This is a genomic window from Actinomyces stomatis (assembly GCF_031292835.1).
In the GTDB taxonomy this organism is placed as follows: Bacteria; Actinomycetota; Actinomycetes; order Actinomycetales; family Actinomycetaceae; genus Actinomyces; species Actinomyces stomatis.
Map to the genome: position 1 here is coordinate 14,720 of NZ_JASPEP010000006.1, position 21,481 is coordinate 36,200.

At 69.5% G+C, this 21,481-nt stretch carries 16 protein-coding genes; 9 read left to right on the forward strand and 7 right to left on the reverse strand.

Annotated features, from left to right (window positions below):
* Position 1: 1 nt before the first annotated feature.
* Positions 2–1,027 carry a bifunctional riboflavin kinase/FAD synthetase gene (locus tag RIV12_RS05370; protein WP_309322790.1) on the forward strand — a complete coding sequence of 342 codons (1,026 nt, stop codon included), beginning with the start codon at positions 2–4 and terminating at the stop codon, positions 1,025–1,027.
* 216 nt (positions 1,028–1,243) lie between these two features.
* Entirely contained in the window at positions 1,244–1,513 is a 270-nt protein-coding gene (rpsO, locus tag RIV12_RS05375; RefSeq protein WP_010613637.1) for a 30S ribosomal protein S15, read from the forward strand.
* 86 nt (positions 1,514–1,599) lie between these two features.
* Here rpsO and fucO read toward each other — a convergent pair whose 3' ends face one another.
* Positions 1,600–2,751: a lactaldehyde reductase gene (gene fucO / locus RIV12_RS05380; RefSeq protein ID WP_309322709.1), complete on the reverse strand. Its 1,152-nt coding sequence runs from the start codon at positions 2,749–2,751 to the stop codon at positions 1,600–1,602.
* A 431-nt stretch (positions 2,752–3,182) separates the two neighbouring features.
* Between fucO and RIV12_RS05385 the strand changes: the two genes are divergently transcribed.
* Positions 3,183–5,540, forward strand: coding sequence for a polyribonucleotide nucleotidyltransferase (locus RIV12_RS05385; RefSeq protein WP_309322711.1), 2,358 nt, complete (start codon positions 3,183–3,185; stop codon positions 5,538–5,540).
* A 184-nt stretch (positions 5,541–5,724) separates the two neighbouring features.
* Entirely contained in the window at positions 5,725–7,131 is a 1,407-nt protein-coding gene (locus tag RIV12_RS05390; RefSeq protein ID WP_309322791.1) for a M16 family metallopeptidase, read from the forward strand.
* A gap of 253 nt (positions 7,132–7,384) precedes the next feature.
* Here RIV12_RS05390 and RIV12_RS05395 read toward each other — a convergent pair whose 3' ends face one another.
* A complete protein-coding gene (locus RIV12_RS05395) occupies positions 7,385–8,272 on the reverse strand; it encodes an oxidoreductase (RefSeq protein ID WP_309322713.1) in 888 nt (295 codons plus the stop codon).
* Positions 8,273–8,488: 216 nt separating this feature from the next.
* Between RIV12_RS05395 and dapB the strand changes: the two genes are divergently transcribed.
* The gene (gene dapB / locus RIV12_RS05400) at positions 8,489–9,241 is read left to right on the forward strand and encodes a 4-hydroxy-tetrahydrodipicolinate reductase (RefSeq protein WP_309322715.1); all 753 of its coding nucleotides are present in this window, start codon (positions 8,489–8,491) and stop codon (positions 9,239–9,241) included.
* 34 nt (positions 9,242–9,275) lie between these two features.
* Here dapB and RIV12_RS05405 read toward each other — a convergent pair whose 3' ends face one another.
* Positions 9,276–10,034, reverse strand: a complete 759-nt coding sequence (locus RIV12_RS05405) for a GNAT family N-acetyltransferase (protein ID WP_309322717.1) — start codon at positions 10,032–10,034, stop codon at positions 9,276–9,278.
* Positions 10,035–10,155: 121 nt separating this feature from the next.
* On the opposite strand from RIV12_RS05405, the gene dapA reads away from it, so the two are divergent.
* From dapA to RIV12_RS05420, 3 genes are all read left to right on the forward strand, one after another.
* Positions 10,156–11,052, forward strand: coding sequence for a 4-hydroxy-tetrahydrodipicolinate synthase (gene dapA / locus RIV12_RS05410; RefSeq protein WP_309322719.1), 897 nt, complete (start codon positions 10,156–10,158; stop codon positions 11,050–11,052).
* 22 nt (positions 11,053–11,074) lie between these two features.
* Positions 11,075–11,518 (forward strand): pyrimidine dimer DNA glycosylase/endonuclease V, encoded by a 444-nt coding sequence (locus RIV12_RS05415; RefSeq protein WP_309322721.1) that lies wholly within the window; start codon positions 11,075–11,077, stop codon positions 11,516–11,518.
* 64 nt (positions 11,519–11,582) lie between these two features.
* Positions 11,583–12,518 carry a hypothetical protein gene (locus RIV12_RS05420; protein WP_309322723.1) on the forward strand — a complete coding sequence of 312 codons (936 nt, stop codon included), beginning with the start codon at positions 11,583–11,585 and terminating at the stop codon, positions 12,516–12,518.
* A 50-nt stretch (positions 12,519–12,568) separates the two neighbouring features.
* Here the strand turns inward: RIV12_RS05420 and RIV12_RS05425 are convergent, their stop codons facing one another.
* The 3 genes from RIV12_RS05425 to RIV12_RS05435 form a co-directional block, all read right to left on the reverse strand.
* Positions 12,569–14,353, reverse strand: a complete 1,785-nt coding sequence (locus tag RIV12_RS05425) for an AMP-binding protein (protein ID WP_309322726.1) — start codon at positions 14,351–14,353, stop codon at positions 12,569–12,571.
* Between the two features lie 88 nt (positions 14,354–14,441).
* Entirely contained in the window at positions 14,442–16,358 is a 1,917-nt protein-coding gene (locus tag RIV12_RS05430) for an AMP-binding protein (RefSeq protein WP_309322728.1), read from the reverse strand.
* 159 nt (positions 16,359–16,517) lie between these two features.
* The gene (locus tag RIV12_RS05435) at positions 16,518–19,127 is read right to left on the reverse strand and encodes a HelD family protein (RefSeq protein ID WP_309322730.1); all 2,610 of its coding nucleotides are present in this window, start codon (positions 19,125–19,127) and stop codon (positions 16,518–16,520) included.
* Between the two features lie 503 nt (positions 19,128–19,630).
* Between RIV12_RS05435 and RIV12_RS05440 the strand changes: the two genes are divergently transcribed.
* Positions 19,631–20,569, forward strand: coding sequence for a PAC2 family protein (locus tag RIV12_RS05440; protein WP_075418906.1), 939 nt, complete (start codon positions 19,631–19,633; stop codon positions 20,567–20,569).
* Positions 20,570–20,612: 43 nt separating this feature from the next.
* Here RIV12_RS05440 and RIV12_RS05445 read toward each other — a convergent pair whose 3' ends face one another.
* On the reverse strand, positions 20,613–21,449 hold the full coding sequence (locus tag RIV12_RS05445) for a spermidine synthase (protein WP_309322732.1): 837 nt from the start codon (positions 21,447–21,449) through the stop codon (positions 20,613–20,615).
* Positions 21,450–21,481 lie beyond the last annotated feature (32 nt).

Sequence of the window (21,481 nt, forward strand, 5' to 3'; positions counted from 1 at the left end):
AGTGGAGGTCTGGTACGGCGCCGAGCAGGTGCCAGCGAGCCTGAGCGCTCCGGAAGGACCGGGTGCGGTGGTCACGATGGGCATCTTCGACGGCGTCCACCGCGGGCATCAGGCGGTCCTGGGACGTGTCGTCGAGCTGGCCGACGAGCTCGCCGGCGACGGCCGGCGGCCCCTGGCCGTCGCGGTCACCTTCGACCCCCACCCCCGCAGCGTCCACCAGCCCGAGGCCGACCTGCCCCTCATCGCCTCCCTGACCGACCGCCTGGCCTCTCTCAAGGACCTTGGTCTCGACGCGGTCCTGGTCATCACCTACACCCTCGACTTCGCCGCCCAGAGCCCGCAGGACTTCGTGCGCACCTGGCTGGAGGAGCTGCTCGGGGCCCGCGCGGTCGTCGTCGGCGACGACGTTCGCTTCGGCTGGCGCAACTCCGGGGACGCCGCCACCCTGGAGCAAATCGGTCACGACGACGGCTTCGAGGTGGAGATCGTCTCCACCATCCGCTCCGACGAGGGGCGGCGCTGGTCCTCGACGTGGATCCGCCAGTGCCTCAAGGACGGGGACATGGGGCAGGTAAGCCAGGTCCTGGGTCGTCCCCACCGGCTGCGCGGCATCGTCGTGCGAGGCCTGCGCCGCGGCCGCGAGCTCGGGTTCCCCACCGCCAACCTGGAGGCCGCCACCGCCGGCGTCGTGCCGCCCGACGGGGTCTACGCCGGCTGGCTGATTCGCGGCTGCGCAGACGAAGGCGACGTCCAGCGGCTGCCCGCCGCCATCTCGATCGGAACCAATCCCACCTTCGATGACGTCCCCCAGCGCACGGTCGAGGCCCACGTCCTGGGACGTGCCGACCTCAACCTCTACGGCGAGGAGGTGGGGATCGAGCTCATTGAGCGCCTGCGCCCCATGCTCGCCTTCGACGGACTGGACCCGCTCCTGGTCCAGATGCGTGCCGATATCGAGGACACCGCCCGGATTCTGGGAGTGCCGGTCCCCGAGCCGATCCGTCCCGAGGACGTCACCGCGCAGTAGCTCTGGGGGCGGGGCGGGGCCATCGCGGGGCGCTCGTCGTCGAGCCCGAACGACATCCCGCTTCAGACCTGCAATTGTGCCGGTTCGCACAGCCTCTGACGTGAATGGAGGGAAGCGGCGCTGGTAAGGTTGGCGGGCCGTCGATCGGCCACGGATACCTCATGCCCGGGAGAACCTGCCCCGGCGCTCCGTGCAACGAGACCCGAAGGAGTCCGCATGTCGGTTACCGCAGAGCGCAAGCAAGAGATCATCGCCGAGTACGCCACCCACGAGGGTGACACGGGCTCCCCGGAGGTCCAGGTCGCCATCCTCACCGAGCGCATCTCCAACCTCACCGAGCACTTCAAGGGCCACGCCCACGACCACCACTCGCGTCGCGGCCTCTACCTGCTCATCGGTAAGCGCCGTCGCCTGCTCGACTACCTCATGAAGGAGGACATCGAGCGCTACCGTGCCCTCATCGCCCGCCTCGGCATCCGCCGTTGAGCGCGCTGACAGCCTCGAGCCGTGCGGCCCGGCACCCTGTAAGGGGAGCCGGGCCGCACGGCGTTTCCGGGACGCTTCGCCTACGCTCAGAGCAGTGAGGTGTAGAGCGCCTTGATGTCCTCGTGGGTCGCAGGGCGTGGGTTGCCCGGCGTGCACACGTCGGCGAAGGCATCGTCGGTCAGGGCCTCGATGCCGTCGGCCTCCACTCCGACCTCGGAGAGCCGGGTGGGGTTGCCCAGCTCCCGCGTCAGCTCGGCCACAGCCTCCACGGCCGCGGAGCGCGCTTCCTCCAGTGGCATCGTCTGGGCCCCCTCGACCCCGAAGGCCTCAGCGATATCGCGATACTTCTCCCCGGTGTGCTCGGCGTTGAAGGCCATGACCGGTGCCAGGAGGATCCCGTTGGCGACCCCGTGCGGGGCGTTGTAGCGCCCGCCCAGAGGGTGGGCCATGCCGTGGACCAGGCCGAGCCCGACGTTGGAGTAGGCCATGCCGTTGATGTAGGCGGCCAGGCCCATCTGCTCGACGGCGTCGGCGTCCCCGTCGGCAGCGGCCCGCAGGTTCGCCGCGATCATCTGGATGGAACGCAGGCACAGGGCGTCGGAGAGCTCCCACGCACCCGGCGTGATGTATCCCTCGATGGCGTGGGTGAGGGCGTCCAGCCCGGTGGCGACCTTGAGTGAGCGGGGCATGCCGTCCATGAGGTCGGGGTCCACGATGGCCAGGACCGGGATGTCGTGGGGGTCGACGCACACGAACTTGCGCTGCTTGGCGGTGTCGGTGATGACGTAGTTGATGGTGGTCTCGCTGGCCGTACCGGCGGTGGTGGGCACGCCGATGATCGGCACGCCCGGCCTGGTGGTGGGGGACAGGCCCTCCAGGCTCAGCACGTCCTCGAAGTCGGGGTTGGTGGCGATGACGGAGATCGCCTTGCACGTGTCCTGGGGCGAGCCCCCGCCCAGGCCGATGAGCACGTCGGCGCCCGAGGCGCGGAAGGCGGCCAGACCGGCCTGGACCTTCTCGATCGGCGGGTTGGGGGCGACGTCGGAGAAGACCTCCCAGCCGATGCCGGCCTCGTCGAGCAGGTCAGTGATACGGGCGGCGGTGCCGTTGTCGGCCAGGACCGGGTCGGTGACGATGAAGGCCTTGGTCAGGCCCCGGCGGGTGATCTCGGGGGCGATATGGGCGATCGCGCCCCTGCCGAAGTAGCCGGTCTGATTGAAGATCATGCGGTGGGTCATCGTTGACACTCCTGAGAAGAAACGAGACAGGACTGCTTCGTCCTGCCGTTGGTCACCACTCTGTCACGATCGGGCGAGCCCGGTCCAGGAAGTCAACGGTTCCGCGCGTCCCATCTCACGTGGCATCCGGTGGCGCTGATCGGCATCATGAGGCCGCGCACGATAGAATCTGCGCGGCTGCGCCCTCGGGTACTCGCCACGGTTCTTCGATGCTCTCCCAGCGTGTGAGCCGACCAGGAGTACGGGGGGAGTCGCAGTCCGCCTCCGGGAAGAGACCCGGGGAGCGGCTGGCCCCGTCGGTTTTCGGTGGTGGCCTCCGGAACCGCGCTCGCGCCGTTGGATCATGGAGATCTGCGTGTGGCAGGACTCGGCTCCGTGGGCCTCGATCGAAGGCCACGGACCCGGCACGACGATCGCGAGAAAGAGACTTCATGTTCATTGACGACCCCGAGGTCACCGCCGCCGAGGCAGTGATCGACAACGGCTCCTTCGGCAAGCGCGTGGTGCGCTTCGAGACGGGCCGCCTGGCCAAGCAGGCCGCCGGAAGCGCCATGGCCTACCTCGACGGTGAGACCGCCGTCCTGTCAGCCACCACCGTGGGCAAGCACCCCAAGGACCAGTTCGACTTCTTCCCCCTGACTGTGGACGTCGAGGAGCGCCAGTACGCCGCCGGTCGCATCCCCGGCTCCTTCTTCCGCCGTGAGGGCCGCGCCGGCACCGCCGCCATCCTGGCCTGCCGCCTCATCGACCGCCCGCTGCGCCCCTCCTTCGTCAAGGGCCTGCGCAACGAGGTCCAGGTCGTTGAGACCGTCCTGGCCATCCACCCCGACGACGACTACGACGTCCTGGCCATCAACGCCGCCTCGATGTCCACCCAGATCGCCGGTCTGCCCTTCTCCGGGCCCGTGGCCGGCACCCGCCTGGCCCTCATCGACGGGCACTGGGTGGCCTTCCCCCGCTACTCCGAGCAGCAGCGCGCCACCTTCCAGATGGTGGTGGCCGGCCGCGTCCTGGAGTCCGGCGACGTCGCCATCATGATGGTCGAGGCCGGCGCCACCGAGCACGCCTGGGAGCTCATCAACGCCGGGGCCGTGGCCCCCACCGAGGCCGTCGTCGCAGAGGGGCTGGAGGCCGCCAAGCCCCACATCAAGGCCCTGTGCGAGGCCCAGCTCGAGGTCGCCCAGCACGCCTCGAAGCCCACCGCCGAGTTCCCCCTCTACCTGGACTACTCCGACGAGCAGTACGACGCCGTCGAGAAGGCCGCCGAGGCCCACGGCCTGGCCGACGCCATCGCCACCGAGGGCAAGCAGGCCCGCGACCTGGCCACCGACGCCGTGCGCGACGAGGTCCTGGCCGAGCTCGCCGAGTCCTTCCCCACCGAGGAGGACACCAAGGCCCTCAAGGCCGCCTTCCGCTCCGTGACCAAGAAGATCGTGCGCCACCGCACCCTCACCGAGGGCGTGCGCATGGACGGGCGCGGCCTGAAGGACATCCGCACCCTGGCCGCCGAGGTCGAGGTCCTGCCCCGCGTGCACGGCTCGGCCATCTTCGAGCGCGGTGAGACCCAGATCCTGGGCGTGACCACCCTCAACATGCTGCGCATGGAGCAGCAGGTGGACGACCTCTCCCCGGTCACCCACAAGCGCTACATGCACAACTACAACTTCCCGCCCTTCTCCACCGGAGAGACCGGCCGCGTGGGCGCCCCCAAGCGCCGCGAGATCGGCCACGGCAACCTGGCCGAGCGGGCCATCGTGCCCGTCCTGCCCACTCGCGAGGACTTCCCCTACGCGATCCGCCAGGTCTCCGAGGCCCTGGGCTCCAACGGCTCGACCTCCATGGGTTCGGTGTGCGCCTCCACCCTGTCCCTGCTCAACGCCGGTGTGCCGCTGCGCGCGCCCGTGGCCGGTATCGCCATGGGCCTCATGCACGAGGTCATCGACGGCGAGACCAAGTGGGCCACCCTCACCGACATCCTCGGCTCCGAGGACGCCTTCGGGGACATGGACTTCAAGGTCGCCGGAACCCGTGACTTCATCACGGCCCTCCAGCTGGACACCAAGCTCGACGGCCTGCCCTCCGAGGTGCTGGCCGGCGCACTCGGTCAGGCCCGTGACGCCCGCCTGTTCATCCTCGACGTCCTGGCCCAGGCCATCGACACTCCCGACGAGATGGCACCCACGGCCCCGCGCGTCCTGGCCGTGCGCATCCCGGTGGACAAGATCGGTGAGGTCATCGGCCCCAAGGGCAAGATGATCAACCAGATCCAGGAGGACACCGGCGCGGACCTGACGGTCGAGGACGACGGCACCGTCTACATCGGCGCCTCCGACGGCCCCTCGGCCGAGGCGGCCCGCGACGCCGTCAACGCCATCGCCAACCCGCAGATGCCCGAGATCGGCGAGCGCTTCGTGGGCACCGTGGTCAAGACCACGACCTTCGGCGCCTTCGTCTCGCTGACCCCCGGCAAGGACGGCCTGCTCCACATCTCCCAGATCCGCCGGCTCGTCGGCGGCAAGCGTGTGGAGAACGTCGAGGACGTCCTGAACGTGGGTGACAAGGTTCAGGTCGAGCTGGCCGAGATCGACCAGCGCGGCAAGCTGAGCCTGCACGCGGTCCTCACCGACGAGCAGCTCGCCGCCGAGGCCGAGGGCGAGGCCTCCCGCAAGGCCTCCCGTGAGAACGGCTCTCGCCGCGAGGCCAAGGACGAGGACGGCGAGCAGCCGCGCCGCGAGCGTCGTCCGCGCCGTCGCCGCATGCGCAGCGCCGAGTCCTCCGAGGAGGAGTGAGACCCGTTCAGCGGCCCTAGCCGACTGACACATCTCTCCGGTGTCCCCGTCCGGTCCTCTGGGCCGGGCGGGGACACCGTCGTCATCGGGCAGGGCGTTCGCTGCGCGCGGCAGGGCGCGGCCGGGTAGGGGAACGACAGTGGGCCCGCTCGCCCGCTAGTCTTCGCGGGTGACCAACCCAGACATGCGCGCCGGATCAGCCCGGCAGGCGGCCTCTCAGTCCTCCTCGACCCCCGCGACCGGGGAGTCCTCGAGCCCGACCGACTACGCCGAGGTGGATCTCGGGCGCGGGCGGCCCGGCCGCGATGGCACTGAGCTGACTCTGCACGACGACGGTGCGCTCACCCGCCGCTCCGTCCTGCCCGGAGGGGTGCGCGTCATCACCGAGTCCGTGCCGGGGCTGCGATCGGCCTCGATCGGCATGTGGTTCGGCGTCGGCAGCCGCGACGAAGTGCCCGGCCAGGAGGGCTCCACCCACTTCCTGGAGCACCTGCTGTTCAAAGGCACCGCCACGCGCGACGCCCACGACATCGCCGAGGCCTTCGACATGATCGGCGGGGAGTCCAACGCCGCCACCTCCAAGGAGCACACCTCCTACTACGCCCGCGTGCTCGCCCCCGACAGCATGCAGGCCCTCGATGTGCTCGCCGACATGGTGACCTCCTCCCTCCTGGAGCCGACCGACGTCGAGACCGAGCGCGGCGTCATCGTCTCCGAGCTGGCCGACGCCGCCGACGACCCCGCCGACGTCGCCCAGGAGGCCTTCGCCCGTGCCGCCTTCGGTGAGGACACGCCGCTGGGCCGGCCCATCGGCGGCACCAACGAGACGGTCACCGCGGTTCCGCGCGACGCCGTGTGGGAGCACTACAAGCGCACCTACGCCTCCGACACCCTCGTGGTGGCCGCCGCCGGCGCCGTCGACCACGACGAGGTCTGCGAACGGGTCCTGGCCGATCTGGCCGCGGCTGGCTGGGACGCCTCACCCGACGCCGTCCCGCGCGAGCGCCGCTTCGAGATCGAGCCCTTCGCGCCCCTGGATGTCCACGACATCACCGTCCCGCGCGAGAGCGAGCAGACCCACCTGTACCTGACCTGCCAGGGCATCGCCGTGCGCGACGAGCGGCGCTGGGCCATGAGCGTGCTCACCACCATCCTGGGAGGGGGCATGTCCTCGCGCCTGTTCCAGGAGGTGCGCGAGAAGCGGGGCCTGGCCTACACCACCTACGCCTTCGACACCTCCTACGCCGGCGCCGGCGCCTTCGGGCTCTACGCGGGCTGTGCGCCCGGTGACGTCGACGAGGTGTGCGCCGTCATGATCGGCGAGTTCGAGAAGCTCGCCGAGCACGGCGTCACCGAGCGGGAGATGATGCGTGCCCGCGGCCAGCTGCGCGGGGCCATGGTCCTCGGGGGAGAGGACTCCCTGGCGCGCATGGGTCGCCTGGGGCGGGCCGAGGTCGTCACCGGGCGCCTGCGCTCCATGGAGGAGAACCTGCGCCGCCTGGAGGCCGTCACCCCCGAGGAGGTCCGGGAGATGGCCGCCTGGCTGGTGGAGCAGAAGCGCGCCCGCATCCTCGTGGGCCCGGTCGACTGACTGCTGCTGACAACCGACGGGGCTCATGACCCGCTCATCGAACACTGCAGGAGTCAGAAGAGAGGCTGAATGTCCAAATCGGTGACAAAGGCGCGGATCGCTCTCATCCAGCCGATGCGCAACCGCATGATTCCAAGGTTCTCCAGCCTGTGCTCTGGAAGCTGAAGGTCCTTTGTCACCGATCTGGACACCAACGGGCTGATTCCAGTCGTCGGCCCCTGGTGCTACTGGTCCGCGTGGGCCTGAGCGTCGCTCAGCGACGGAAGCCGAAGGCGGCACCGATGAGCTGATCGAAGGCGCGGTCGGGCAGGACCCGACGCGCGGCAATGAGCGGCTTGGCCATGAAGCCCACGGCGTAGCGGGTCCGGGGATGGCGGGCGGTGACGATCTTTCCGACGGTACGGGCGATGACCTCAGGCGGGGAGTAGCGCCGCCGGTTCGACTCGCTGCGCATGGCTCCGGCCACGGATCGGATCTGATCGGCGTAGGCACTGCCCTCGGTCGTGGCCTCCAGGTGGTCGGCGGCGATTGATGCCCACTCTGTGCGGATGCCGCCGGGCTCGACCACGACGACGTCGATCCCGAAGGGAGACAGTTCGATGCGTAGCGCGTCGCTCAGGGCCTCGACGGCGTACTTGGTGGCGTGGTACCAGCCGCCCAGTGGTGTGGTCAGCTTCCCACCGATGGAGGAGATGTTGATGATGGTGCCCGAGCCCTGGGTGCGCATGTGCGGGGTGATGAGCTGGGTGAGGCGCGCCAGACCGAAGACGTTGACCTCGAACTGGCGGCGGGCCTCGTCGAGCGGGACGTCCTCGATGGCCCCGTAGGAGCCGTAGCCGGCGTTGTTGACCAGAACGTCGATGCGTCCGGTCTCCTCCAGGATGCGGTTGACGCCGGCGCTCATGGAGGCGTCGTCGGTCACGTCCATGTCCAGCGGGCGGATATCGTCGGCTGTCAGGGCCTGGAGACGGTCAGTACGGCGGGCTGCGCCGTAGACGATGTAGCCCAGTGCCCGGAGCTTGCGGGCGGTGTCCTCGCCGATGCCGGAGGAGGCACCGGTGACGAGCGCTACCCTCGTCCCGGGTGCCTCGGAGAATGCCTGGGGCGCAGCGGCCGGTTCTTGCTCCGTGGTTGTAGTCACGAGCGGTTCCCTTTCTGATGATGTGGGAGTGCCTTCAGCATCCACCATGATTGCTGACTTTGATCGGATCGACTCCCGGCTGCTGCCCGTGGGGGACGACGCATTCAGCCTCCCACCTGAGGCGGATCCCGAACGTCCAGGTGCTGGGCAACTGGAGCCGGTGTCGGGAGGCGGACGTGACCTCGTGGTGGGCGGGCCAGTCGCTAGGGTGGGGCCATGACGATTCGCGTAGCTGTTGTGGGCGCCGCCGGGCGCATGGGATCGACCGTCTGCCAGGCGGTCCAGGACGCCGAGGGCCTCGAGCTCGTGGCCCGCCTGGACGTGGGGGACGCCCTCGACGCCGAGCACCTGGCGGGTGCCGACGTCGCCGTCGACTTCACCGTCCCCAGCGTCACCGAGGCCAATGTCCACGCCCTGCTCGACGCCGGAGTGGACGTCGTCGTGGGTACGACCGGCTGGAACGAGGAGTCCTACGGGCGCATCCGTGAGCACCTGGGCCGGCCCGAGGCCGTCGGCCGCAGCGTCCTCATCGCCCCGAACTTCGCCCTGTCCGCCGTGCTGGCCATGAGCTTCGCCGCGAAAGCCGCCCCCTACTTCGAGTCCGCCGAGGTCATCGAGCTCCACCACCCCAACAAGGTCGACGCGCCCTCGGGCACCGCGGTCGCCACCGCCCAGGGCATCGCCGCCGCCCGCGCCGAGGCGGGCCTGAGCGCCATGCCGGACGCCACCCAGACCGACCCCGACGGCGCTCGCGGTGCGGTGGTCGACGGCGTCCACGTCCACGCCGTGCGCCTGCGGGGGCTGACCGCCCACGAGGAGGTCGTGCTCGGCAACCCCGGTGAGCAGCTGACCATCCGCACCGACTCCTTCGACCGGGCCTCCTTCATGCCCGGCGTGGTCCTCGCCGTCCGGCAGGTCTCCAGCCGCCCCGGCCTGACCATCGGTCTGGACTCCCTGCTCGAGCTCTGAGACGGGGGAGAGGCTGCAGTGGCCGCTTGGGGGCCTACAGCGAGGCCGCCCAGCAGTCCTCAGTGATGCCCTCGCCGACACCGAGCACCCGGTGGGCCCCGGTCGGCGCCATGCCCACCGAGCTCAGGAGCCGGCTGACCGACTCGTCCCCGCGCACCGCCCAGGCCACGAGCGCCCTGGCGCGGTCCTGACGGGCCAGGTCCGCGGCCGCCGCCAGGAGCCGGGAGCCGTGCCCGCGGCGCTGACTGGCCGGCTCTACGCCCAGGGCCGTGACCTCCACGGCCTGCACCCCGGCCTCGTCGACGTGCCCCTCGGCGTCCATGGACTGGGTGGGGGCCAGACCCAGCAGGCCCACCACCGTCCGGCTCGCAGCGTCCGCCTGGGCGGTGGTAGCCACCAGGACGTGGTGCTCGGGCGAGGGCGGCTCGGTCACCGCCGCCTCCCAGCCTGCCGCGATGACGGGGGCGGCGATCATCGCCCGCACGCCCTGGGGCAGTGGCGCACCGTGCTCGGCAGTGTGGCCGGCCTCCAGGGAGGCCAGCATGGTGGCGGCCTGGACCTGCCCGATCGCCATCAAGTCCTCCATCCGGGCCGGGCGCACGAAGCCTGCCGGTGTCTGGGGGCCTTCATGATCATGCTCCGCACAGTCGTCAGCACCGTGGGAGTGGTGGACCGGCGCGTTCGCGTCCATGTCGGGGTTCAGCCCGGCCAGCGGGTCGGCGCCCAGGACGGAGCCGTCCCGGCTCCCGGAGGGCGATGAGGGCGATGCGGGCGCGGGGGTCGAGGAGGTCATGGACCGAGCCTAAGTGACGGCCCTTCCGGGTCCCTGAGCGCATCCGGTAGCGGAGAGGTACCTATGAGACAGATCATGAGATGAGCCCCTCGGCGGGCCGGGTGCACGTTAGGGTGGCGCCATGAGCGCAGCCCCCTCCCGCAGCTTCGGTTCCGTCGGCGTCGCCATGGTCACCCCCTTCACGCCCAGTGGGGAGGTCGACTACGACGCCGCCCGAGCCCTGGCGGTCAGCCTGGTCGACGACGGCGCCGACCTGATCCTCCTGTCGGGCACCACCGGTGAGTCCCCGACCACCCACACTCCCGAGAAGCAGGAGCTGATCCGCCAGGTCAAGGACGCCCTGGCCGGCCGCGCCATGATCATGGCCGGCGCCGGCTCCAACGACACCGCCCACGCGGTGCGCATCGGCGTGGCCTCCCAGGAGGCCGGCGCCGAGGGCCTGCTCATCAACGCCCCCTACTACAACCGCCCCAGCCAGGAAGGTGTCTACCGGCACATCAACGCCGTCGTGGAGGCCACCGACCTGCCCGTCATGGTCTACGACATCCCCGGGCGCACCGGCGTGAAGATCACCGAGGAGACCCTGGCCCGCCTGGCCGAGAACCCCCGCGTCAAGGCCGTCAAGGACGCCACCGGCGACGTCGAGCAGGGCTTCCGCCGCATGGAGTCCACCGGCCTGGAGTACTACTCAGGCGACGACGGCCTCAACTTCGCCTGGCTCACCCACGGCGCCTCCGGCGTCATCTCCGTGGCCGCCCACGCCGACGCCCACTCCTGGCGCCAGATGATCGGCGCCGTCGACGCCGGCGACCTGGCCAGCGCCCGCACCCTCGCCCGGAACCTGCGCCCCCTCGTGCACGCCATCATGGGCGGTGGGCAGGGGGCCGTCATGGCCAAGGAGGCCCTGCACCTCCAGGGACGCCTGCCGAGCCCCGCCCTACGCCTGCCCCTCGTGCGGGCCGAGGAGGCCGAGGTCGCCGCCCTGCGCGAGGTCCTGGCCGCCTCCGGGCTGCTCTAAGAACCGGCAGGGAGGGCCCGCCATGCGCATGTGGTCGCTGCACCCGCGCCACCTGGACCGTGCGGGCCTGGTGGCCTGCTGGCGCGAGTCGCTGCTGGCCCAGGCGGTCCTGGCCGGACGCACCCGCGGCTACCGCAACCACCCCCAGCTCGAACGCTTCCGCGCCGCCCCCGATCCGGTCACCCCCGCGGTGGCGGTGGGTGCCTACCTGTGGGGGCTGCGCGAGGAGGCCGTCCGGCGCGGCTACCGCTTCGACGCCTCCCGCATCGACCTGCCAGAGGCGGAGTGCACCGGCGTCAGCCTGACGGTCACCGAGGGGCAGATGGACCTGGAGCGCAGGCACCTTGAGGCCAAGCTGGCTGGGCGCGCCCCCGAGCTCCTGCCCCTGCCGGAGCGGCTTGAGGCGCACCCGATCTTCCGGGTCGTCCCCGGCGACGTCGAGCCCTGGGAGAGAGGAAATATATAATCTAGGTCAGTATCTAGTACTTCATGTACTGATTCTCTGAGTCAATTTATGAAGGTATTATTTAATGTCTAGCAATCCCTCAAGTGAACCTTCATCTGGAAGACAAGATGATGGTGTGGTTGCACTTGGTAGTGCATACAGATTCTTTGGTGCTGCGCCTGCGTGGGTATTGTCTGGGATAGGGCTTGCGGTAGTCCTTGTGCAAGCGATGTGGCTGACGGGTTGGAAGTTAGACCTGGCGATGCGTGTAATTCAGCTCGCAGACCGCTCCACGCTGCTGATAATGGCAGTATATCAGGTTGCGTTCTTCGAAGGCTTTATATTGCTTCTAGGGTACCCTGGGTGGTATGTGTGGAAATCGGTTGGTCGGATACGTGAAAACAATGGGGGTGGATTATTTAAAGACTTCCTTGTGACTTTCCTGTCGTCTGCAATAATCGATATTGTCTTGTTTTTTGTGGTGCCGTGGATTCTGTTTGTCTTGGGTCTCGTTTCTCAGTTTGTGATTCTTGTCGCACATGGTAAGTGTCTATATAAAGTGCACAAGGAGAAAAACATGGAAGACTGGATTAATCGACTCGAAGGAGGGTGGAGTGGCGGTAAAAGGGGACGGCCTAACTGCTCCCAGGGTGTCGACATAAAGTATGGGGTGGTGTTGAACTTACTCAGTAAGTCATTTGCGCAAAATAGTAACGTGATTACGGTGGCAGTAATAGCGGCAATTATTGCTGCGATTTTTGTTCCTGGCTCATGGTTTCCAAGTCAGAAGATTACATACCAAAACAATGACCGTGGGATCTATGGTACATTTGTAGGCGAGGTGCTTGGAGAGAATGAAGGTGGAGTTGTTGTTTTGAGGGACGGAGAAATGGATATACTTAAGAAGGGCGACGTCATAAAGGAGGAATTTTGTGGGAGAATTCCATGGTCGGTGATCGACAATGATACGTTGTTTGTAAAAATTAATGGGTCAGGCGTGCCTGACTGTTCGGTGATGTAAATCCTGTAGATGTCCTTGGGGGAATTGCGTTGGTGATTGTCACCTGATCATCAAACATTACAGTCTAAACTCAGTACCCGCTCGCGCACGACGCGACGCAGGATCTTGCCGATCTGGGAACGGGGCATCTCCTCAATGACCTCCAGGCGGTGCGGCAGCGCGTAGCGCGGGACCGTCCGCTCGGCGTGCTCCCGCACCGCCTCCAGGGTCACCGACCCCGGCTCGGTCCCCTCGGTCAGGACCACAGCGGCGCACACGAGCTCGCCCATCGCACCGTCGGGGAGCCCCACCACGGCGACGTCGGCCACGCCCTTCATAGAGCGGATCGCCGCCTCCACCTGACTGGGGTAGACGTTGAAGCCACCGGTGAGGATCAGCTCGCGCTTGCGGTCGGCCATCCACAGGAAGGAGTCCTCCCTGCGCACGATGTCGCCCGTGCGCAGCCACCCACCCGGCAGCATCGCGGCCTGCGTGGCCGCCTCATCCTCCCAGTAGCCGGCGAAGACCTGCGGGCCACGCACCAGCAGCTCGCCCGGCTCGCCGTCGGTGACCTCCCGGTCGGGGTCCGGCTCCTCGGGGTCGACGACGCGCACGTCCGTGGACGGGAAGGGCAGGCCCAGCGCCCCCAGGCGGCGCGAGGGCCCCATGGGCGTGCCCGCGACGATCGGACTCGTCTCAGTCATGCCATAGCCCTCGACGAAGAACCCGCCGGTCGCCTTCTCCCATCGCGCCCCGACCTCCGGTGGCATCGGGGCCGCCCCGCACACCCCATAGCGCAGGGTGCCAAGGCTCGTGCCCCGCTTCTGGGCGCCGTCGAGGATCCGTTCGAACATGACCGGCACGCCGACGAAGAAGGTGAAGGGGCGCCGCTCGTGCGCGGCGAGGACCTGATCCACCGAGAACTTGGGCAGCATCACCTGGGTGGCGGCCTTCTGCACCGCGCAGAAGAGGTTGAAGGTCAGCCCGAAGGCGTGGAAGAAGGGCAGCAGGCACAGGAAGTTCTCCCCGCCCTCGTGCAGCATCGGCACCCAGGCGATGGCCTGGTTGGCGTTGGCCCGCAGATTGGTGTGCGTGAGCATCGCCGCCTTGGGCGTGCCGGTCGTCCCACCGGTGTGCAGCAGGACCGCCACATCGGAGCCGGCCGGGTAGGGGAAGCGCGAGGGGATCCGGTGAGCGCCGGCCACCTCCTTGTCCCAGGAGCGCACACCCGCCGGCAGGCTCTGGGCCCGGAATGCGGCCCGCTGCCGACGGGCCCGCTCCACCGGGAGACGCAGCGCGGCGCGCAGGCGCTTCGGCATCGCCGCCGAGAGATCCACGCTGAAGACCGTGCGTCCCTGGAGCGCATCGCCGCCGTCGTGCGAACCAGTGGCGGGAGCCGTGACGAGATCGACGCCCTTCTCCCACACGATGACGACGCGGGCTCCGTGAGCATCCAGCTGGGATCGGATCTCCTCGGCGGGCGCCAGCGGGTTGTGCTCGGCCACGATTGCGCCGATGCGCAGCGCCCCGTAGAGGGCAACGGCGTGCTGCGGACAGTTCGGCATGATGAGAGCCACCCGGTCGCCCTTGTGCACCCCCGAGGTCCGCAGCACCTGCGCCGCGCGCTCCGAGGCCTCCAGCAGTTCGCGGTAGGTCATCGCCGCGCCCAGGAAGTCGATGGCGACCCGGTCGGGGTAGAACCGCGCCGCGGTCTCCAGCAGCTCGCTCAAAGGTGCGTCGGGAACCTCGATCGCCGCGGGGATGCCGGGCTGGTAGTGAGGGCGCAGGTAGTGGCGGTGGTCCTGGGTGGCCTGCTGCGGCGAGACGCCGGCGTCGATAGTGGTGCTGTCACTCATGTCTGTGGGGTCGGATAGGGCTGTCACGGTGTGGGGGAGAGAAAACAGTCAGGTGATCTGGAACGGCGGCGGTCTTAAGGGCGGGCCTTCAGCGGTATGCTGCATCGCCCTGGGGCCCGGCCTTGCCGTCCTGGCCGGCCTCCTGCTTATTGCTCTCCTTGCGGTCACTCCTGCCGGGGAAGTGCTCAACGATGGAGACGGCCGCGGCCGTCGCCGCCCCGGAGGCCGCCTCACGGGCCGCCAGGAGCTCGTCGCGCACCACGCGCCGCAGCACCTTGCCGATCTGGGATCGGGGCATCTCGGTCAGGATCGCGATCTGGCGCGGCAGGGCGTAGTTGGACAGGTTCTTGGCCGCCCACTCGCGCACCTGCTCCAGGGTGACCGTCTGGCCCTCCTTGGGCAGGATCGCGGCAACGACGGACTCGTTACCGGCCTCGGCCGGCAGCCCGACGACGGCGACGTCCTCCACCTGCGGCATCGAGCGGACCGCGGCCTCCACCTCCGTGGGGTAGATGTTGAAGCCCCCCGAGATGATGAGCTCCTTGCGGCGGTCGGCGATGACGTAGAAGCCGTCCGCCTCCTGGCGCACCAGGTCGCCCGTGCGCAGCCAGCCCCCGTCCAGCAGCACCTCGGCGCTCTCCTCGGGGTTGTCCCAGTAGCCGGTGAAGACCTGGGGGCCGCGGGCCAGCAGCTCGCCGACCTCACCGGGGGCCACCTCGCGCTCGACGTCCTCGGGGTCCACCAGACGCACCTGGGTGGAGGGGTAGGGCACCCCGAGGGTGCCGGGTCGACGCGCCGGCGAGATCGGGTTGCCCAGGATGATGGGGGAGGACTCGGTCATCCCGTAGCCTTCGATGATGGTGCCGCCGGTGGCCTCCTCCCAGGCCTGCGCCACCGCCAGCGGGTTGGGGGCGGCCCCGCACACGGCGATCTTGCAGGAGGACAGATTCGCTCCCGTGGTCCGCGCTCGGGTCACCAGACGGTCGAACATCACCGGCACCCCCGGGAAGAAGGTGGCCGGGCGCCGCTTCCAGGCGGCCAGCACCAGGTCCGCCCCGAACTTGGGCAGTACCACCTGGGTGGCGGCCAGTCCCACCGCGCACAGCAACGACAGAGACATGCCGAAGGCGTGGAAGAAGGGCAGGACGGCGTAGAAGGTCTCCTTGCCCGCACTCGTGGTGCGAGACGCCCAGGCCAAGGACATCTCAGCGTTGGAGCGCAGGTTCTCATGGCTGAGGCACACGGCCTTGGGAGTTCCCGTCGTCCCCCCGGTGTACAGCAGAGCCGCCGCCTCCGAGACGCTCGGCAGCGGGAATCCTGTGGCCAAGGGGATGGCGGAGGCGGCCAGGTCGTCCCAGGAGCGCACCCCGGCCGGTACCCTGCCGCGCAGCTCTCGGCGCTGGGTGCGGGCGGCGGCCACTGGCAGCCTCAGGGCCAGGCGGCTGCGCAGTGGGAGATGACGGGACAGGTCCACCGAGTACACGTTCAGGCCCCCCAGGCCGGCCGCCTCCAGGGAACCCACTGCCGCCACGAGGCGCTCGAGGGTCTTCTCCCAGGCGATGATGACACGCCCGCGGTGGATGTGGAACTGCTCGCGCAGCTGGGCGGCAGGCGCCAACGGGTTGTGCTCGGCCACGATCGCCCCGATGCGCCAGGCCGCGTAGGCCACGACCACGTGCTGAGGACAGTTGGGAAGAATGAGCCCAACGACGTCTCCGCGCCCGACCCCCAAGCCCCGCAGGGCCTCGGCGGCCCGTCCCACCTGGTTCTCCAGCTGGGAGTACGTGGTGGTGGCGCCCAGGAAGTCCAGGGCCACCCGGTCCGGGAAGTCCCGGGCGGCGTCACGCAGCATGCAGGACAGGGGCTCGCTGACCTCCGGGATCGTGGAGGGCACCCCGGCCTGCCGGTAGACGGCGTCGAGGGCCTCATCCCGAGAGGCGCCTGAACCGGTCGCCGATGCGGCGTCGTCAGTGAACGCGGGTACCGACGTGCGTGAAGCACTCATGGGTCTTCCCCCTTGTCTGCCGTGAGCCTTCCCCTGCCGGAGAAGGTCTCGCCCGCCGCGGGTGCCGCACGGCGCGACGACGAGAAGTCAGGAGCAACCGTAACCTACGGTGGCGTAACCTGCGCGGTCAGTGCCGTTGACAACCGTGTGCGATCCGGCTCACCGGTTGCTGGAACGCGGCTCCAGGCCCCGGGGCAGAGGCAGGCGGCTGACCACCCGCAGGCGGCGCGTGGGGCGAGTCATCGCCACGTACAGGTCGCCCGCGCTGCGCTCACCGACCTCAGCCGGGTCGACGAGCACCACGACGTCGAACTCCAGCCCCTTGGACAGCACCGGGTCAACCACCAGCAGCCGCGAGCGCAGCACATCGCCTCCCGGCGCCTCCATCGCCGCGGCCAGGTCCGCGTCCTGGCGCAGCAGCGCCTCCGTGCGGCCGGGGGAGGGGGAGATGACCGCGATACGCCCGACGCCGGCGCCCACCTGCTCATCCAGGCGGGCCGACTCCTGGGCGACGACCTCGCGCAAGAATCCCGCCCCGGCATCGGCCTGTGCGCCCTGAGGGGACTGCGACAGGTCCGTGACCTCCAGACAGTCCGGCAGGTCGCGCACCGAGCGCACCGGGTAGACCGGCGGATGACCCAGATGCGCCACCGTCTCCTCTGCCACCTCCATGATCGTGGCCGGCGTGCGGTAGCAGACGCTGAGCGCCTCCTCGCGCAGTGGGGTCGACCCGCCTCGCGAGCGCCCCGACTGCCTGCTCTGCCGCGAGCGCGAACGGGCCCGGTGACGGGACTGCGAGCGGGAGCGGCCCTCAGCCTCCTGGGTCGACGCCGTCCCCAGAGCGGTCAGCACCTCGCCCCAGCTGCCCGGGGCGTGGGGACCCGAGTACTGGGCCAGGTCTCCCACTACCGTGAAGGAGCGCACCGGGCAGCGACGCGCCAGTGCCCGCCACGCCATGGTGCCCAGCTCCTGGGCCTCATCGACGACGACGTGCCCGTAGGTCCATGTCCGATCCGCCCGGGCCCGCTCAGCCAGAGTGAGAGTGGGACCGCTCTGGGAGACCCGGTCGGCCAGCATCTCGGCACTGACCATCCCATCGCCCAGCTCCTGGGACTCGATCGCCTGGGCCGCGTAGGCCACCAGGTCCTCGCGGCGGCGGGCCTCCAGCCGGGCGCGCCGGGCCTGGGCGTCCTCACTGGGGCCCAGCAGCTCGGCCAGCTCGTCAATGAGGGGAATGTCCGCCGCGGTCAGTCCGCTTCCCGGCTCACGGCGCAGCAGCTCGCGCTCCTGCTCGCTCAAGGAGGGCGCCACCTGCTCCAGGAGGGATGGCCGGCTCCACAGCCGCTCCAGCAGCCCCTGGGGCGTCGTCGGCATCCAGCACAGGTTGATCTCCCGGCGGGCGTCGCGGGCGGTACGGATGTCCTCACGGATCCAGGCGCGCGTGTCGGCGTCCGAGGCGTCCTGGTTCGTGGCCTCCGCGTACTGGTCGGTCAGGCGCTCCAGAAGCCAGATCACGAATGCCTCGCGGGCCAGGTTGTGGGGCTTGCCGCCCCGACGGGCCCGTGAGGCCGCCTCACGCACGTCGTCGGGTTTCAGCGACAGACGCACACCCTGCACCTCGATCTCACGTGGAGCCTCCGGGACGCGCTGCAGGCCCCGCACAGCCCGCTCCAGGGCCTTGACCCACAGGGAGCGTCCCTTGAGCTCGGCGATCCGGGCGTCCTCCTGCGCCGCGGCCCGCACCCCGGGGACCAGGTCGCCGATCGTCGTGGAGACCACCCCCGTCTCGCCCAGGGAGGGAAGTACCTGTTCCACGTAGCGCAGGAAGGTACGAGACGGTCCCACCAGGAGCACGCCGGAGCGCTCCAGGCGCTCGCGCTCGGAGTAGAACAGGTAGGCCACCCGGTGCAGCGCCACCGCCGTCTTACCCGTTCCCGGACCGCCCTGGACCACGAGCACACCCCGGCCCGAGGAGGTGACGACCCGGTCCTGCTCGGCCTGGATCGTGGCCACGATGTCACCCATACGGCCGTCACGGGCGCTGGACATCGCGGCGATGAGCGCCCCCTCGCCCTGCAGCTGCCCGGCAGCCACGGCGGTCCCGGACGAACCCGCCGGGGCCTCGCCGGCCTCCAGGGCGGTCAGATCCAGGACCTCGTCCTCCACCCCGAGCACCTGGCGGGCCCGGGTATCGATATGCCGCCGACGCACCAGCCCCATGGGCTGGGAGGCCGTGGCCTGATAGAAGGCTCGGGCCAGAGGGGCGCGCCAGTCCAGGATCACCTCACGGTGCTGAGCGTCCTGCAGGCCGATACGACCCACGTAGTGACGCCGCCCCCCATCAGTCACCGGGGAGGAGCCTCCCGCCGCGCCCTTACCGGAGCCCGTGGGGGAGGCAGAGGCCTTCCCGGAGGCTCCTGAGTCCGGTGCGTCATCGGGTGACCCGCTCATGTCCATCCGTCCGAAGACCAGACGGTCCTCAACTCCCTCCAGGGAGGAGACCAGTGACGAGTAGTGCACGGCGTAGGCGTCCCGCTCTCCACGAGACTGGTGGGTGCCGCTGACGCCCTGGGCCTCGGTGCGGGCAAGGGAGTGACGGGCCTGAGCCAGCTGACGGTCCAGCTCGCTGTAGGCGAGGTCGACGACAACCTGCTCACCGCGCATCTCGCGCTCGCGGACGCTGCCCGCATCTTCCTCCGCCCGCTGAGACGCTTCCCGCTGGGAGTGCGGTGGGGGAGAGGGGATCGTCTGACTCACAAGGCCTCGCATCGGTTCTGGTTCTGGTCGGCAGGCGCGTAGGGTGCGCTGACCGGCTCTGGTTGACGCTGACGGGTACTGGGGTCGGTGATGGCTTCAGTACGGTCGACCCATTATTCTCCTGCTGACGCCCCGACGGGGACGCCGAGGGCGAACAAGCCGCCCGAACCCGGCGTGGGTGGGAACATCGACAATCCGGAAGGTGTTGGCAGGAGTGCCCAGGACGCTAACCACCGTTCCCGGGCACTCACCCGGACGAATCCTGATAAAACGCCGAATCGTGTCACTGAGCCGAGGTCACTCGACGTTGCTCGACCGAGACACGACTGAGACGTGACTGAGACGGGGCCGCTCCGGGCAACGAACCAAGACCATGCTGAGACCATTGCACGACACGGACACGCTCTCCTCGGCGCCGTCGGTCTCGCCCGTCCGTCAGGTCGGGCGAGACCGACGGGCCCATGCCGCGGGAGGATGAAGAGGATGAATCAGACCAGACAGGAGGAGACGGGCTCGTGAGACCACTGTTCACCATCCAGCACCCCGCGGATCAGCCGATCTCCCCGAGGGTCCTCATCCACCACTTCGAGGGCGCCATGGACGCCGGCAACGCCGGCGCCCTGGCCGTCGACCAGCTGCTCATGACACTTCCCAGTGAGCGTGTCGCCACCTTCGACATCGACGCCCTCGTGGACTACCGCGCCAGGCGTCCCACGATGACCTTCGTCCACAACAACTACTCCTCAGTCATCATGCCCGAGCTGGTCCTGGATCTCCTCCATGACGACGACGGCGAGGACGTCCTCCTGCTCCACGGCAGCGAGCCGGACTACCGCTGGGACGAGTTCGTCGGAGCCGTGGCCCACCTGGCCGTCTCCATGGGCGTGAGCCAGGCCATCGGCATGAGCGGCGTCCCCATGGCCGTGCCCCACACGCGTCCGACCTACGTGCACCATCACGGCAGCCAGCCCGACCTGCTGCCCAACCAGCCCGAGCTCTTCGGACATGTCGAGCTGCCCGGGTCGATGTCGGCCTATCTGGAGCTGCGGCTGGGCGAGCTGGGCCTGGACTCCCGGGGAGTCTCGGCCGCGATCCCGCACTACGTGGCCCGCGACGAGTTCCCGCAGGGGGCCTCGGCGCTGCTGACCGCCGTCGTGCAGGCCACCGGCCTGGCGCTGCCAGTGGGGGACCTCGAGGCCGCCGCCAGCATCAACCGCGCCGAGATCAACGCCGAGGCCGCCCAGCAGCCGGAGGTCAGCGCCGTCGTATCGGCCCTGGAGGCCCAGTACGATGCCATGGCTCCCAAGATCGCCATCGGTGAGGTCGACACCTCCGCGCCGATCCTCAACCTGCCCAGCGCCGACGAGATCGGTGCCCGCCTGGAGGCATTCCTGGAGGCCAACGACTCCGGGGACCTGGGACCCCAGGGCTGGAACCCCGGCCCCGGGGGCTGAGCGTTGCTGAGCGGCCCGAGCCGGTCTGGCCGGTTGGCCCCCTCTAGCGGGTCCGGCCGCTCTCGGGACGCGGTACCGCGGCGTCGTTGAACGTCCAGGTGCGCACCGGCAGCGGCAGGCGACGCACCGCGCGCTCGACCTCCTCGAGCTCGCTCGCCGTGAAGGGATCCTGGCGGGCCACCAGCACCAGGTTGCCTCGACGCCGGCCACGCATCGCGGCGGGGTCGGCGACGATGAGCGCGCGGGAGGTGTCCCCGTCCAGGACGCTGGTGAGCGCTGCGATCTCGGCGCCCGTCTGTGCGCGTGGCACGGAGGCGGTGTTGACCAGCAGCAGTCCGCCAGGCGCCAGTGCCCTGAGGCAGGAGTCGAGGAACTCCTGGCTCCTGCAGGAGGCAGGCACGCCTCCGCCGTTGAACACGTCCCGCACCACGACGTCCCACTGGCCGGGCCGCAGCCCAGTAACCACCTCGGCGGCGTCGCCGACCCGGATCCGCAGCCTGGGGGATCGGGGCAGGTCGAACCAGGTTCGCACCCGGTCCGCGAGGATCTCGTCGATCTCGACGGCGACCTGCTGGGAGCCGGGTCGGGTCACGTCCCACGCCCTGGCCAGGGCGCAACCAGCCCCACCCAGGTGGAGTGCCCTGACAGAACCGCCCTCGCCGCGCAACGCCGTGAGTACCGCGTCCATCTGCTGGTGGTACTCGAAATCCAGGTGGGAGGGGTCGCGCAGGTCCAGGAATGAGGACTCCGCGCCGTCCAGCATGAGAAGGATCCCGGTGTCTCGCGCCACCAGCTCGGCAGTGGCGCAGGAGGTGCTCACCGGGCCTGAGGGCAGGTCGGTCAGTGCCGGGGCGCGGGAGGTCCTGCGTCTGCGTGTCACAGCCCCACGGTAGCCTGAGAGGAGCGCAGGAG

Coding starts and splice junctions, on each gene's coding strand:
- RIV12_RS05430 (WP_309322728.1), bottom strand. CDS start 16,358: ATGAGTGCTTCACGCACGTCGGTACCCGCGTTCACTGACGACGCCGCA.
- RIV12_RS05415 (WP_309322721.1), top strand. CDS start 11,075: ATGCGCATGTGGTCGCTGCACCCGCGCCACCTGGACCGTGCGGGCCTG.
- RIV12_RS05405 (WP_309322717.1), bottom strand. CDS start 10,034: ATGACCTCCTCGACCCCCGCGCCCGCATCGCCCTCATCGCCCTCCGGG.
- RIV12_RS05425 (WP_309322726.1), bottom strand. CDS start 14,353: ATGAGTGACAGCACCACTATCGACGCCGGCGTCTCGCCGCAGCAGGCC.
- RIV12_RS05390 (WP_309322791.1), top strand. CDS start 5,725: ATGCGCGCCGGATCAGCCCGGCAGGCGGCCTCTCAGTCCTCCTCGACC.
- dapA (WP_309322719.1), top strand. CDS start 10,156: ATGAGCGCAGCCCCCTCCCGCAGCTTCGGTTCCGTCGGCGTCGCCATG.
- RIV12_RS05385 (WP_309322711.1), top strand. CDS start 3,183: ATGTTCATTGACGACCCCGAGGTCACCGCCGCCGAGGCAGTGATCGAC.
- RIV12_RS05435 (WP_309322730.1), bottom strand. CDS start 19,127: ATGCGAGGCCTTGTGAGTCAGACGATCCCCTCTCCCCCACCGCACTCC.
- RIV12_RS05420 (WP_309322723.1), top strand. CDS start 11,583: ATGTCTAGCAATCCCTCAAGTGAACCTTCATCTGGAAGACAAGATGAT.
- dapB (WP_309322715.1), top strand. CDS start 8,489: ATGACGATTCGCGTAGCTGTTGTGGGCGCCGCCGGGCGCATGGGATCG.
- fucO (WP_309322709.1), bottom strand. CDS start 2,751: ATGACCCACCGCATGATCTTCAATCAGACCGGCTACTTCGGCAGGGGC.
- rpsO (WP_010613637.1), top strand. CDS start 1,244: ATGTCGGTTACCGCAGAGCGCAAGCAAGAGATCATCGCCGAGTACGCC.